The 13,789-nt window shown below is 55.2% G+C and carries 11 protein-coding genes and 1 tRNA gene; 9 read left to right on the top strand and 3 right to left on the bottom strand.

The genetic code is table 11. The features are described from left to right. Positions 1-92 precede the first annotated feature (92 nt). Together hpaR and ACR0IU_RS16220 are read left to right on the top strand one after the other, a co-directional pair. Entirely contained in the window at positions 93-527 is a 435-nt protein-coding gene (gene hpaR / locus ACR0IU_RS16225) for a homoprotocatechuate degradation operon regulator HpaR (RefSeq protein WP_480716975.1), read from the top strand. Positions 528-680: 153 nt separating this feature from the next. Beyond that, positions 681-1,577 carry a helix-turn-helix transcriptional regulator gene (locus ACR0IU_RS16220; protein ID WP_170542412.1) on the top strand — a complete coding sequence of 299 codons (897 nt, stop codon included), beginning with the start codon at positions 681-683 and terminating at the stop codon, positions 1,575-1,577. Positions 1,578-1,585: 8 nt separating this feature from the next. Here the strand turns inward: ACR0IU_RS16220 and ACR0IU_RS16215 are convergent, their stop codons facing one another. Beyond that, the gene (locus ACR0IU_RS16215; protein WP_480716974.1) at positions 1,586-2,800 is read right to left on the bottom strand and encodes a winged helix-turn-helix domain-containing protein; all 1,215 of its coding nucleotides are present in this window, start codon (positions 2,798-2,800) and stop codon (positions 1,586-1,588) included. A gap of 6 nt (positions 2,801-2,806) precedes the next feature. After that, positions 2,807-3,832, bottom strand: a complete 1,026-nt coding sequence (locus ACR0IU_RS16210; RefSeq protein WP_311201791.1) for a LacI family DNA-binding transcriptional regulator — start codon at positions 3,830-3,832, stop codon at positions 2,807-2,809. 115 nt (positions 3,833-3,947) lie between these two features. On the opposite strand from ACR0IU_RS16210, the gene ACR0IU_RS16205 reads away from it, so the two are divergent. The 4 genes from ACR0IU_RS16205 to ACR0IU_RS16190 all read left to right on the top strand — a co-directional run bounded on the left by ACR0IU_RS16205 (position 3,948) and on the right by ACR0IU_RS16190 (position 7,057). Then, positions 3,948-4,024: transfer RNA gene (locus tag ACR0IU_RS16205), tRNA-Arg, on the top strand. Positions 4,025-4,179: 155 nt separating this feature from the next. Then, positions 4,180-5,037 (top strand): hypothetical protein, encoded by an 858-nt coding sequence (locus tag ACR0IU_RS16200; protein WP_170361218.1) that lies wholly within the window; start codon positions 4,180-4,182, stop codon positions 5,035-5,037. Further along, entirely contained in the window at positions 5,034-5,504 is a 471-nt protein-coding gene (locus ACR0IU_RS16195) for a plasmid mobilization protein (protein ID WP_226689051.1), read from the top strand. The genes ACR0IU_RS16200 and ACR0IU_RS16195 overlap by 4 nt, the downstream gene beginning before the upstream one ends. Further along, positions 5,501-7,057 carry a relaxase family protein gene (locus tag ACR0IU_RS16190; RefSeq protein ID WP_170361220.1) on the top strand — a complete coding sequence of 519 codons (1,557 nt, stop codon included), beginning with the start codon at positions 5,501-5,503 and terminating at the stop codon, positions 7,055-7,057. Before ACR0IU_RS16195 ends, ACR0IU_RS16190 begins: the two co-directional genes overlap by 4 nt. A 323-nt stretch (positions 7,058-7,380) precedes the next feature. Here ACR0IU_RS16190 and ACR0IU_RS16185 read toward each other — a convergent pair whose 3' ends face one another. Continuing rightward, positions 7,381-8,502 carry a helix-turn-helix transcriptional regulator gene (locus ACR0IU_RS16185; protein WP_170361222.1) on the bottom strand — a complete coding sequence of 374 codons (1,122 nt, stop codon included), beginning with the start codon at positions 8,500-8,502 and terminating at the stop codon, positions 7,381-7,383. 14 nt (positions 8,503-8,516) lie between these two features. On the opposite strand from ACR0IU_RS16185, the gene ACR0IU_RS16180 reads away from it, so the two are divergent. The 3 genes from ACR0IU_RS16180 to ACR0IU_RS16170 all read left to right on the top strand — a co-directional run bounded on the left by ACR0IU_RS16180 (position 8,517) and on the right by ACR0IU_RS16170 (position 13,453). Beyond that, complete coding sequence (locus ACR0IU_RS16180) at positions 8,517-10,193, top strand: alkaline phosphatase family protein (protein WP_170361224.1); 1,677 nt, start codon at positions 8,517-8,519, stop codon at positions 10,191-10,193. Between the two features lie 104 nt (positions 10,194-10,297). Further along, positions 10,298-11,806 carry a DUF1214 domain-containing protein gene (locus ACR0IU_RS16175; RefSeq protein ID WP_216602361.1) on the top strand — a complete coding sequence of 503 codons (1,509 nt, stop codon included), beginning with the start codon at positions 10,298-10,300 and terminating at the stop codon, positions 11,804-11,806. A 201-nt stretch (positions 11,807-12,007) separates the two neighbouring features. Beyond that, positions 12,008-13,453 (top strand): IS1182 family transposase, encoded by a 1,446-nt coding sequence (locus tag ACR0IU_RS16170; protein ID WP_170361226.1) that lies wholly within the window; start codon positions 12,008-12,010, stop codon positions 13,451-13,453. Positions 13,454-13,789: the final 336 nt, after the last annotated feature.

The raw sequence follows: 13,789 nt of genomic DNA, 5'->3' as shown, positions 1-13,789 counted from the left end.
TTAATGAACAAGTTAATTAAAATCCAGCCCTGCAAGTTTGCGTGAACTTAGCAATCTATTGCGAAACAAAGGGAGTCGCGTCAAAATTAACCATGACGAATAGTTTGCCGTTGACGTCTCGATCACTGCCGATTGCCTTGTTGCGTGCGCGCGAAAAGGTGATGGGGCCGATACGTGGTGTTTTAGCTGACGCAGGGGTAACTGAGCAACAATGGCGCGTTCTGCGCGTCTTGCAAGAAGAAGGTCCGCAAGAACCCACGCAGATCTCAGAACGCGCTTGTTTGTTGCTTCCCAGCCTGACTCGGATTCTGAAAAAGCTGGAAGATAAAAAGTTGATCAAACGGCAGGCCGTCGAAAAAGATCGTCGTCGCCAGATCGTCGAAATCACCAAAGAAGGAATGCAGATCATTCACGCCAACTTGCCGGAAATGTTGCGGTTGGCGGCACAAACGCGCGAATTGATGGGGGCTGAGCAACACGAAACACTGCTGAATCTTTTGAGCGAACTACACGAATTGAAAAGCTAATTACTCAGGCTGGATAGACTCTAAACAATGGTTGTTTGTTTGTTTTTGGGGCAGCAACTCCTGCATCGGTTCCTGAGCTTGTACAATATCGATTGCCCGCGTCGTTCTAGCGTCGTAGCTTGAGGGTCACTTGGAACAAACGGTCTGACAAAGATGGATGGGCCCAAGCCGCAAAAACCGGCACAGCCTAAAGAATTCGCCACGCAGGATTTGAGCGAGCGCGTTGGAGCGCGTGTGCGGAAGGCCAGGCAAATGCGCGGCATTCCGCGCCGGGTTTTATCGGAAAGCTCGGGTGTTTCGCCCCGGTATCTGGCACAACTCGAAGCTGGGGAGGGCAATATCTCGATCGGAGTACTGCATCGGATTGCGCAGGCTCTGGATTACAAAGCCGAATGGCTGATCGGCGAAGAAGATCCCTGGGATTCGGATGATTTGCAGATGCTCGAACTGTTCCGGCAGGCCAGCGATGACGTCAAAGACAACGTCATGAGGGCACTGTGTCCCGATCCTGCTGAGAATGCTCGGGCACAGCGGGTTTGTCTTATCGGTTTACGTGGCGCGGGAAAATCAACGCTGGGTGCTTTGCTTGGCGCTGCGCTTAAGCTGCCCTTTGTGGAACTGACGGCTCAGATCGAAGAAATGTCGGGGATGCCATTGGCTGAAGTCATGGCCTTCTACGGGCAAGAGGGATATCGCAACCTCGAAGCGCAAGCGTTGGACCGGGTCATTGCCGCCGATGATCGAATGGTTCTTGCCGTCGCTGGTGGGATCGTTTCAGAGCCTTCGACCTATACGACATTGCTGAGCCGGTTTCACACCGTCTGGCTTCGGGCCACACCCACCGAGCATATGGAAAGGGTGCGCGCGCAAGGCGACGAACGTCCCATGGCAGGAAATCCAAAAGCAATGGAGCAGCTCAAGTGCATACTCGCCAGTCGCGAGGCATTGTACGGGCGTGCGAACGCTCAGCTGGATACATCCGGGCGGACCGAGAATGAGTCGATCAGAGATCTGATGGAGCTTGTCGAAGAACATGGGTTCTTGAGGTAAAACAGGCTCTATTTAGGGTCTTTCAGCCAGTTTCTAGCGAATTCTATGGTGTCTAGATCAGCGAATCGTCGAACCCGGTCAAGTTCTGCTTCCAGCCGTCGGGTTCTTGCATCGGACCAGCGGACGGATTGCTCGGGCCACATTGCCCGAACATGCAGATTGCCGTAATTACGGTGTGCCTTCATGTCGATACGGCCGATCATACGGTTTCCCTCCATCAAGGGGAAGACGTAGTATCCGTAAATGCGCTTGGGCTCGGGAACGAACACTTCGATGCGATAATGAAACCCAAATAGGCGTTCCGCGCGTTTACGATCGCGCAGCATGGGATCAAAAGGACTAAGAACCCTGATCCGACCGGGCGCTTCTGGCAGCGCTGCCACCTGTTCGCATATTTCGGGCCGTGCAAAGACTTTGCGGTCATTCCCATCCGCACACTCTACGAATATTTCTGCGATTATTCCCTTTGTCAGAGCCTGATCACACCACGCCTTTGCCTCGCTGGCGCTGACGGTATCCCAAAATGCCGCCAGCTCTCCTGACGTGGCAAAGCCCAGCCGGTCGAGTGCCGCGTTACAAAGCCAATCCACGGTTGCATCTACGTCGCACGCTATGCTGCCGGGGCAAAGTTGGGTGTCGATAACCCGCTCCGTCAGATCATAGCGTTTCTGAAACCCCTCACGACCGATTACAGTCAGCGCCCCGGATCGCCAAAGGTATTCCAGCGCAGTTTTTGACGGATGCCAATCCCACCAACCACCAGACCCCTTCTTTTCATCTTTGCCCACATCGGATGATCCCACGGGACCATGATCGCGAATGTGCTGAAGAACAGATTCGAATCTCTGTTCAAAGCCATCACGTCGCCAGTTCTTCCATCGGGCTTTCAGCATGTCGGCATCGCGAAGGAACCGCAGGTGCCAATGGCGATAGAAATCCATCGGGATAACGGCAGCGTCATGGGTCCAGTGTTCGAACAGCGCCCGATCACGCTCGTAAAGTCGCTTGAGGTTGCGCGGCCGATAGCTTGGTCGGCGCGCATACAGGATCATATCATGGGCGCGTGCGACTGTGCTGATGCTGTCGAGCTGCACAAAACCCAGGCGGTGGATCAATCGCAACAGATCCTCACCTTTAGAACCGCCTGCCGGTTGCTCCAGCAACGCGTGGCGATCCATGAACATTGTCCGCGCTTGGCGGTTGTTCAGGCGTTGCAGGGTCATGGGATTCTAGCGTCGTTTTAGCGTGTCACCAAAGCTGATCTTAGGGGTCAAGGTGACACGGGTATCAACCTCTGACTCTGGATCGGCCAGCTTTGCCGCGATGATTTCTGCAGCGGTGCGCCCGATCTCGGTTCGGCAGGCATCCATCGTCGCCAGCTTACGCGGTAATCCTTGCAACAGCTCGACGTTGTTGAACCCGGCGAGGCCAATCTGACCCGGCACGTCTATCCCCTGATCCAGCAAATAAAGCAGCCCACCCGCGCCAATCATGTCGTTGGAATAATAAAGAAAATCTAACTCAGGCGAACGTTCCAGCATGGCATGCGTCATCTCTCGGCCCTTGGCCAGCGCTGAGCCGCCCGAATAAAACTCGCGATCTTCGATCTCGATCCCGTGCTTGCCCAGCACCTCGGTAAAGCCTTCGAACCGTTTGCGGGCCCGATGGTCCAACGGCATCTTGGTTCCCATAAAGCCGATATGTTCATAACCCGCCTTCAGAATAGCCTGGGCCATCTCGCGCCCGGCGCGGCGGTGGGAAATGCCCACCATGGCATCGACCGGCTTGCCATCGGTATCCATGATCTCGACCACCGGAATGCCCGCCGAATCCAGCATGGCGCGGGCGGCTTCAGTATGTTCCAGTCCGGCAATGATCACGCCCGAAGGCCGCCACGAGAGCATCTCGTACAGCACTTTTTCTTCCTTTTCAGGCAGATAGTCCGTGACACCGACCACCGGCTGCAGTTCAGTATCTTCCAGTACCTGATTGATGCCTGTCAGAACCTCGGGGAAAACCATGTTCGACAGCGATGGAATGATCACTGCCACAAGGTTCACCCGGCTTGATGCCAAGGCACCGGCGATCTTGTTGGGCACATATCCCAATTCCTTCGCAGCAGCCAGAACTCGGGTACGGGTGGCGTCCGATACATCCCCTCGATTGCGTAGCACCCGGCTGACTGTCATCTCCGACACTCCGGACGCTTCCGAAACATCACGAAGGGTAAGCGGGCGTTTTGTTTCTATTGTCACCGGGGATACCTGCATTGTTTGTTTCCGGGATGGTAGCGTGAACAGGGTGATCTGTTCAACTGTTGTGCAAAGCCGATGACAATCCGAATAAACCCGGTTACAGAAAGCGAAACGCGGCCCCGTGGCTCAACTGGATAGAGCAGCCCCCTCCTAAGGGGCAGGTTGCAGGTTCGAATCCTGCCGGGGTCGCCAAAACCACCTGAAAAATATGGCTTATTTACAGGACGTTGTGCGGAAGACTGCAAAAAGTCCCGTCAGCTTTCGGGCCGTAATCGACTGAAACGACCGATTTCTCGTACAAAACCTGTACAAAATTCGCACGTTTGTGCGTATTTCGGGGGCCAATCATGAGCCGCCATAGCTTTGATCCCGAAATCGCGGGACGTGTTGGCCTGAACGCGGCGGTGATTTTCCAGAACATCACCTTCTGGATCGAGAAGAACCAAGCCAATCGCCGCAACCATCGAGACGGGCGGTATTGGACTTACAATTCGATCTCGGCCTTTAGTGAGTTGTTCCCCTATCTGAGCGAAAAGCAGATCCGAACAGCGCTCGAAAAGCTGGTCAGTGCAGAGCTGATCATCAAGGGCAATTTCAGCGATGATCGCTATGACCGGACCTGTTGGTATGCCCTGGGCAACTCCATTTGCCCAAATGGGCAAATCGATCCGACCGAAAGGGAAAATGATGCATTTGCCCCTGAGGGCAAGCCATCTGCCCCAGAGGGCAAATCCTATAAGAACAGATATAAACCATATCAAAAACCAAATCCTTCGCACGCGAAGGTAGCGGTGGAGGATGAGGTTTCAGAAAAGATTTTGTCCGCCTATCCCGAGGATCGCGTTCGCGGCAAAGCGGTTTGTAACTCGCAGATCCGCCAAGCGCTGGCCGACGGAGTGGACGCCAAAGACCTCGAGGACGCCGTGCGGACCTATGCGACCGAGAGCGAAGGCTTCACCCGCTCCAAGGTGTGCTTCTCCGACAATTGGTTCTCCTCTGGCCGTTGGTTGAAATACCTTCAGGAGGTTGAGGAGGCGCGAGAAGCGGGCAAAGCCAAAGAGGTGGAATTGCTGAAAGGTTTGGCCGACTGGGTCACGGACAAGCATCCCCTTTGCCGCCACATAACACCCGGCCAAGTGACCGCTTTGCTAGCCGCGAACCTAGTCAGCTCAGCTGAAATCGAAGCGGCGGGGCTCAGAGCATGAGTGCGACAGACCCCCACAAAGAGCAGAGAGCAAGGTTACCCACCGATTACATCGGCGGGTCTTGTGAGGGGCGGCAAGCCTCCCCTTCAAACCCCAACCAGACGCACGCAAGCGGCGTCAAAGAGGGCCTTTCCGAGAGCGTGATCTTTCGATGCACACCGTCGGAAAAGGCAGCGCTTGTGGCCAAGGCGCGCGCGGCTGGCCTGCCCAATGCCACGCTGATGCGTGAGGCCTTGGGGCTAACCGAGGCACGTCGGCGCAAGCCCGTCCCGCGAGTTGACCCGAAGCTGACTTTTGCGATTGCCCGCGTCGGCGGCAACCTCAATCAGCTCTCCCGCTGGATCAACGGCGCGGTCAAATCCGGCCGCGCGAGCCAGATCGACGCGCTCAAGGTCGCGGTGCAGCTAGTGGCCATCGAACGGCAGATGGCGCAGATCGTGGCGGCACACACGGGCGGTGGCGAATGATCATCTCGTTCTTTTCCACCGGCACAGGCGGCGGAGCCGCACCCGTCGACTACCTGACAGCGCGTGAAGTTCTTGCCTATGACGAGAACCGCCACCTCATCCGCGACGACACCAGTAAACCGCAAACCAAGATCCGCGACCCGTTGCCTGAGGTGCTGCACGGTAACCCCGACCAAACCCGCGACCTTATCGATGCGAGCTCCAACAAATGGAGCTACACGGCAGGTGTGATCAGCTTTGCCGACAGCGACGATCCCAGTCCCGCCGCCCAGCAAGAGGCCATTGAGCTATTTGAGGCTCTGGCCTTTGCTGGGCTGGACAGGGATCAATACGATTGTCTCTGGGTGCGCCACTCGCATGAAGGCAATGTCGAGCTGCACTTCTGCACGCCACGCCTTGAGCTGAGCACGGGCAAGGCGTTGAACATCGCACCGCCAGGCCATGAAAACGCCTTTTCCAGCCTGCGTGATTTGATGAACAAGACGCACGGTTGGGCAGACCCTTTGGAGCCAGATCGCACTCGCGAAGTGAGGGCGACGATTGAAGCGCCGACGCGCGCGCAAGGTCGCGAAGCGCTGCACGATTGGATCCTCGATCAGATCAGCGTCGGCACCATCACCGACCGCGCCAGCATGATCGATGCTTTGGCCGATGCAGGCTTTGATATCCCCCGTGCCAGCAAGAATTACATCACCGCCAAAGACCCTGACACCGGCGAGCGCTGGCGTTTGAAAGGAGAGATTTTCCATGACGACTGGCAAGCCGAACCGCCTCGCCGAGAAATTGAACGCGGACCTGGAGACAGTACGCAGCGACCACGCCGCCTTGATGGCATCTCAACTGGAGAGCTTCAGGAGCGATTTCAGCAGCATTGCGACCAGCGCGCTGCATACAATCGAGACCGATATCAGGTTCTTTCTGAGCGACAGCAGGAGCGAGTTGGAGAGGCGGAGCGAGACGATCAGGCGCTGGTTGACGATCTCACCCTGGGTGATCGTGGTGATGGTCTCATCCTGGATCGCGACAGTGCTGATCGCGAGTTGGTTTTGGACGGGTTTGATCACGCGCTCGGAGATGACGAGGCTTGGCCTGACACGGATCGAACAGGCTGGGCAGACATGGGTGACGCTGGACCCCGACCGGACCGAATTGAAGACCTGCACCATGGCCGGGACGCCGGTCATCTGTATCGAGATCAAGGAACCCTAGATGACACAGACCCTGACAGCATTGGAACGCGAATTGCTCGCATCCGTCGAGCGGTTGGTGACGGCCTGCGAGAGTTCAGCCAAGGAATTGCACGCCTTGGAGAAGCGCTCGACCAGCAGGATCGAAAGCAAGGTGAATGGCTTGGCGCATTGCGTGGCGCTATTGATGAAATCACATCTCACGTCCGTCACCACATTGGCCGACTTGCTGCGCGAGGAGCAGAATTACGCGACGCTGCAGGCGGGGTTAGAGACCAGCTGGAAACTAGCGAAAGACGCCGAGAAGCGGTTGACCGAGAGCTAGACGCGAGAGATAGCCACCGCAGCGCCGGACATTCGCTTTGATCTAACTGCAAATGTTGGCGTGGTTCGAGGGTCTGCAGTGGGAATCTTAGATTCGTTCTGCAGCAATTCACCACACGTCTGCGATTTCTTTGCTGGGTGCGTATGCGGATAAACCGGAACTTCATGTAGAATGCAGCGAAGAGCTCGAAAGAGCCTAGTACGACAGATGCTGCAATTTGCACAAATGGCAGGAATTGCTGAATAGCCGGCTTCGGGCAGCATGTCTGGCAGTGGTTAGATAGAGCTGATGAAACGACCCGCGAACATCCTTTTGCGCTTTATAGCTGAGAAGAAATGAACAGATTTTTCTTCTCTAAGCTGGCTCAGTTTCCCTTGACCCTCGAATACTGACTCGGCGTGATGCCGGTTTGATTTTTGAAAGCACGGGAAAAATTCTGAGGGTTTTCGTACCCGAGCTCAAAGGCGGCTTCTTGAACGGTGAACTGTTTGGTAGCCAGTATTTCTTTCGCTCGGTCAACTTTGGCTCGGTTCACCACCGACCGAAAGCTCTCCCCCTCGGCAAGCAGCCGGCGTTGTAGAGTGCGAGGTCCTATGTCGAGCGCCAGTGCCGTGCGGTCCAGCGACACTTTTTGGGAATCGAGATGCTGCCTCAAAACGGCAATGACAACGTCCGCGTAGCTTTTAGGCGCAATTGGTGCGATTTCGCGATGTAGATCGTAAACTGTGATCGGTTTCCCCGGACACGGCCCTGAAGATGTCGCCATGTCAACTTTTGGGAAGCAGATTTCCAGACGTCCTGTGTTCCAGCTCACCTGGCAGCCGAATGTGATTTCTGCATCATCGGCAACTCTCGGTTTCGGAAAATCGCATTTGATTGCACTCGGAGTCCACTTACGCCCAAGATAGTGGCGAAAGATGCTGAGCATGGAACCAAGTGCTGAATAAGCAATCTCTGGATACACGTGATGCTGGCGCAGACCAAACCTGTACCCATAGCAAGCAAGGTTTCCATTATACCGAAGTGTGGTTCGGTCGGCAGAAGAGTGCAGCGGCATTATCGAACCTGCCCGTTGTAATGCTTGTCCTAAAGTCGGTGCCGAGAGGACGTATTCGCCCCATAAGCCATAGTCCCGAACGGTTAGGTTGGGTGCCCACATCAGACCAACATTCTTGCCGCCAACTTCCTGACAGATCCTGGCAACAAAGTTCGCGAAGGACATTTCCGGCAGATAGCCCTTCTTGTGATCAATTAACTCTTGGGTAAGGGCAGAGGCAGCAAGGGCCTTTCCAAGAGTGCGCGCGCCAAATTGCTCCAGAACAAAGTCTGGCATGGGGCCAAGAGCTTTGGCGGCGATCATGGGCGGCAGTGACAAATCGAGCTCCTGCGAAACCTGTCGTGAAATGACACTCGCATTCAGCATGAATGCGCTATCAACTACAAGGTGGGCGAACTTTAACTGCGCAACGTAGCGCGCGTGAACCATCAGGAGGAAAAGTCATGTTGCGGTTCTGGTTAATAACTCTTTCGATGACCATTACGGCACCTGCTCTTGCACAGGAGGCGCCCAAGCTCATACTTCAGCTTACGGTTGACCAGCTTCGCGGTGATCTGATTCAACGCTACAGCAAGGGTATGGGCGAAGATGGCTTCTTTCGGCTGATTAACGAGGGCGTTCACTATGCAGATGCCCATCATCGCCACGCGAACACGGAAACCATCGTCGGCCACACGACACTCGCAACCGGGGCGGACCCCTCGGTGCATGGTATGGTGGCCAATCTTTGGTTTGATCGGGTGACCGGGCAGCAATTCTATAACGTGCAGGATGCCGATTACCCGCTTGTTGGTGCCAGTGGCGTTGACAAGGACAGCGAGATCGACCCGACGCAACGTGCAGCCACCACCGATGGCCGGTCGCCGCGCTCGATTATTACCTCGACCATCAGCGACGAAATCGCGCTGCATTACGGGCCAGAGGCCAAGATCTTTGGTGTGTCGGTCAAGGACCGCGGCGCGATTTCGATGGCAGGGCATGCGGGGCAGGCCTATTGGTTTTCGAAATCTGACTATGGCTTTGTAACCTCCACCTACTACCGGGAAGATTATCCTGATTGGGTCGAAGAGTGGAACGATTCCGGGAAGGTCCGCTCTTATGAGTTCCGCGACTGGAACCTGCTGTTGCCAGAAGAAAACTATCTCTTTGCGAACCGGGACAATCAGGAATGGGAAACCATCATGGGCGAGTTCGGCCGTGTTTTCCCCCATTCGTTTGGACCGGCTGACGGAGATTATTACACAACATTGCTGACAATCAGCCCAGCGGGGGACGCGCTGACGTTGGACTTTGCCAAGGCCCTGATCGAAGCGGAAGACATCGGTCAGGATGATGTGCCCGACTATCTGGCAGTCAGCCTGTCTTCGACGGATTACGTGGGCCATATCTTTGGCCCCTCCAGCCTTGAATCCGAGGACAATCTGAAACATCTCGACAAGGAACTGGGCGCTTTCCTGACCTATGTTGATGAGACGATTGGTCTGGATAATGTGCTGATCGTTTTGTCTGCGGATCACGGCGCGTCGGAAACTCCGGGTTCCTTGGCCGAAATCGGGATTGAAGCGGAGTATTTCGATTTTAACGCAATTGATAGAGAACCGGGCTTTAACCGGCTGAAGGAACAATTTGGTGTTTCCAAGGAACTGATCGCAAACTTCTCACAGCCTTATCTGTACCTGAACAAGGAACTGATCAGAGAGCGCGGGTTGAATGAGCTGGAAGTTGAGCGTGCTGTTGCCGAAGAGCTGGTAAAGATCCGAGGGATTGCCTTTGCTGTCGGCGCAACCGAACTGCGCAACGGACTGGTCGGCGATACACTTGTAAACCGGGCGGTCGAGGCGAATTTCCACCCTGATCGGTCCGGCGATATCTATATCGTTTTTGAACCGCACTGGTTCGTTGCCGATCTGGATGGACTGATTGTCGCCGGCTCGCACGGTGCGCCCTGGCCGTATGACTCTTATGTGCCCATCATCGTTTCTGGCCCAAACATCGAAGCTCAGCGTGTGGTTCGCCGCGTCGAAACCGTCGATCTTGCCCCTACCATTGCTGCATATCTGGGGATCAAGGCCCCGACGGGGGCTGGTGGTAAGATTTTGCTCGAGGTGTTCGAAAACTAATTCGACAATATGAGAATCCACCTGGCAATCCCTATCGGAAAGGAATGCCGGTGATACCCAATTCTTTTGGGGTTCTGCGCCCCCTAATCTGAGGAGACACAACCGTGTTCAAGCCAATAAAAACCTTTGTACGTTCTGCGGCCCTTGCCGGTCTACTGGGCTCTGGCGCCGTGGTCCCGAGTGTCAACGCTCAACAGACATTTGATGATACAGGTGATATTCTTGCGAGATCTGCACAGGTCGAAGATATCGAATATCAGATCATGGTTCAGCGTGCGACGCAGACTGCCCTTTGGGGAATGCCAGCGGCGGGTATGATTGACTTCCTGAAAGGGATCAGGCGCGACCTCGGCGGCGATTACAATGATGTTGTCTATTTGAACAAACCATTTGATTCCAGACATGGTTTCTTAACCGCCAACGACGTGACGGCCTATTCATGGGCTTCAATGACGTCCGCGCCCGGTCCGCTGGTGATCGAGGTTCCTGCAGCCAACGACAAGGTCGACTATTTCGGGTCTATCGTAAATGCATGGGATCAGCCTATTGCTGATGTTGGGCCAGATGGGTTCGACAAGGGTAAGGGCGGCAAATACTTGCTGCTGCCCCCGGGATATAACGAGAAGTCCTTGGAAGAGCTGGAAGCTGCTGGCTACTTCCCGTTTGAGACGGACACCTTTGAATCCGGCTTCTCCTTTCGTCCACGCCTTTACAACGGGGCCACGGATCTTGATGCGGCGGAATATGCCCAGACCATCAAAATCTACTACCTGTCCGAGGCCGACAACCCGCCTCCGACTACTTATCACGAGGCATCTGAAGTGCCTTATGACTCACTGCCCTATTACAACGAGACCTACTTTCAGGATCTGAACGACTATGTTCAGAACAACCCGATCCGTCCGCAGGACAAGATCATGATCAATTTCCTGAAGGATCTGGGCATCGAAAAGGGCAAGCCGTTCGAGCCGACGGAGCGTCAGATGAAGGCGATGAACGAAGGTTTGGTTCTGGCCTATGCCTCTATGCAGCGGTATTTTGTCGAGCCTGGCCTTGCAACTATCCCGTTGTGGAAGAACGAGGATGGCTCGCTCAAGAACCAGTGGTTGGTCTGGGATTTTGCAGAAGGGCAACCACAGGCAGGTTTCCCGTATGAGACAGACACCGAGGTTTTGGTCGATGACCGGGCTGGTGGTACCTATTTCTGGATCACATACCTGCCCAAACAACTGGGTGGCGGAACCTTCTACCTTACGGGTCTGCGCGACAGCGACGGCGAGATGTACGACCATAACAAGACCTACAAGCTGAACGTTCCTGCGGATACGCCTGCGGACAACCTGTGGTCAGTCATTGTTTACTCAATGGAGACGAAGAGCTTTATCCGCAATGTTGATCCTGTCGGTTTGTCGTCGCGAAATGAAGACACGATGCAGGTCAATGATGATGGTTCTTATGACATCTATTTCGGCCCCGAAGCGCCGGAGGGCAAAGAAAGCAACTGGATCCCGACGACAGAAAGCTACTTCCTGCTCTTCCGTCTTTACAGCCCGACGCCGGGCTGGATGGAAACTGGCTGGATGCTTGGAGATGTGGAGAATATTTCCGACTGATAATTTGGCTTGGGCGCCGGGCGAAATGGGCATCTGGCGTCATTTTTTTCTGTGTTAGCAAAAAAGTGTTTTCAATGAAGTCTCTGAGAGCAGCCATGCACCAAAACTGTACGTAGGTCAGCTTTGTCCGGAGGCTGTGTGAAAACTCCCGCTGTTGCCGGAGAGATGGTATGCTTTCGGCATTGGATGTGGAGGCATTCCATGGGGCAGTTTATCGAAGGCGTGGATCGACATCAGGCGATGTTGTTGCCCGAATGTCTGGACGATTATGTTGACGAAGACAGCGCCGTCCGAGCGATTGATGCATTCATCGATATGCTCAGCTTGGCGGATTTGGGTTTCCAAACCTCACCAGCCGCGACCGGTCGGCCTGGTTATCATCCTGGACTTATGCTGCGGGTCTATCTCTACGGATACTTGAACCAAATTCAGTCTTCGCGGCGGCTAGAGCGGGAGTGCGGCCGCAACCTGGAACTCATTTGGCTGACGGGCCGATTGAAGCCCGACTTCAAGACGATTGCCGACTTCCGCAAGGATAACGGTCCGGCGATCCGCAAGGTATGCCAACAGTTCGTCGCTCTATGCCGTGACATCAATCTGCTGGATGGAAACCTGGTCGCCATCGATGGCAGCCGGTTCAAGGCGGTGAATGCCAAGGCCAAGAACTACACGCGCGGCAAGCTGCGCCAGAAGCTGGGTGAGATCGACAAGGCCATTGAGCGCTATCTGGGTGAACTGGATCGCGCGGACGAGGTGTTTGAACAGACCGGCACCGTGTTGCCCGCGGCACGAATGGAACGCACGCTGAGAAAGCTGGAACATCTGCAAAAGGAAGCGGCGCGCTACAGATCAATCGAGAGACGCATGGATGAAACCGGCGAAACGCAGGTGTCTCTGAGCGATCCTGACGCGCGATCCATGGCCACAACGCCCCGCATGCCCCGCGTCGTTGGCTACAACGTACAGACGGCGGTTGAAGCCGAGAACCACCTGATCGTCGCGCATGAAGTCACCATGCATGGATATGACAGGGATGCCTTGTCGATGATGGCGGCGGCTGCGCGCGATGCGATGGCCTTGGATCGGATCGAGGCCATAGCCGACAAGGGGTATTACAAGAGCGAGGAAATCCTTGCTTGCGAAGAAGCCGGTATCTCTGTCGTCGTTCCCAAGCCTCAAACCTCGAATGCCGGAGCCCGGGGCCAGTTCGACAAAGCCGACTTTGCCTATGATGCGGAGAACGACGTTTATATCTGCCCCGCTGGCGAGCAACTGAGCTACCGGTTCACGGGGCCACAGGACGGCAAAGCTATCAGGGTCTACTGGTCGAGCAATTGCGAAAGCTGTGTCATCAAGGACAAGTGCACCACTAGCAAACAGCGCCGCATTCGCAGGTGGGAACATGAAGACGTGCTGGAACGCGTACAGCATCGGCTGGACCAGGACCCCACCCAACTGGCTGTTCGCAGCATGACCGTCGAGCACCCCTACGGCACGATAAAATCGTGGATGGGAGCTACACACTTCAAGATGAGACGGTTGAAAAACGTTGCCACGGAGATGGCCCTGCACGTTCTTGCCTACAACTTGACCCGTGTCATGAAGATCATCGGCATCCCGGCTTTGGTTGCCGCGATGAAAGCCTAAAAGGCGCCTCCTTGGCCAAAAAACAGCATCCCGAAGAAGCTAAATCGTCCCGATGGCCTCAGAAACGGCACTCTGGCCAAATCTGAAAGATCAAAGAGGACAAATCGAAAAAATACGCTCCAACACCCAACCCCGGGGAAAGCTGCACGAACCTAGCCCGTTTCCACACAGCCTCTCCGCTCAGCGGACCTTCGCCGCACGCCACATCAAGGTCTGCAATGCGGAGATAGTGTTGAAAAAGTCGGTTGATTGGTTGGTCTGGCGCTGATTCACTCGTTTTGAGAGTGGAGGACTTAGCAATGATGGGACCGAGGCAGGTGGCGCAGGGTGCGCTGT

It is taken from the genome of Ruegeria sp. CL5, from assembly GCF_056536485.1.
This window is presented reverse-complemented; position numbering and strand designations above follow the sequence as displayed.

Excerpts from the sequence above, each read along its gene's own strand:
- hpaR (WP_480716975.1), top strand. The coding sequence starts at position 93 with ATGACGAATAGTTTGCCGTTGACGTCTCGATCACTGCCGATTGCCTTG.
- ACR0IU_RS16220 (WP_170542412.1), top strand. The coding sequence starts at position 681 with ATGGATGGGCCCAAGCCGCAAAAACCGGCACAGCCTAAAGAATTCGCC.
- ACR0IU_RS16215 (WP_480716974.1), bottom strand. The coding sequence starts at position 2,800 with ATGACCCTGCAACGCCTGAACAACCGCCAAGCGCGGACAATGTTCATG.
- ACR0IU_RS16200 (WP_170361218.1), top strand. The coding sequence starts at position 4,180 with ATGAGCCGCCATAGCTTTGATCCCGAAATCGCGGGACGTGTTGGCCTG.
- ACR0IU_RS16195 (WP_226689051.1), top strand. The coding sequence starts at position 5,034 with ATGAGTGCGACAGACCCCCACAAAGAGCAGAGAGCAAGGTTACCCACC.
- ACR0IU_RS16190 (WP_170361220.1), top strand. The coding sequence starts at position 5,501 with ATGATCATCTCGTTCTTTTCCACCGGCACAGGCGGCGGAGCCGCACCC.
- ACR0IU_RS16185 (WP_170361222.1), bottom strand. The coding sequence starts at position 8,502 with ATGGTTCACGCGCGCTACGTTGCGCAGTTAAAGTTCGCCCACCTTGTA.
- ACR0IU_RS16180 (WP_170361224.1), top strand. The coding sequence starts at position 8,517 with ATGTTGCGGTTCTGGTTAATAACTCTTTCGATGACCATTACGGCACCT.
- ACR0IU_RS16170 (WP_170361226.1), top strand. The coding sequence starts at position 12,008 with ATGGGGCAGTTTATCGAAGGCGTGGATCGACATCAGGCGATGTTGTTG.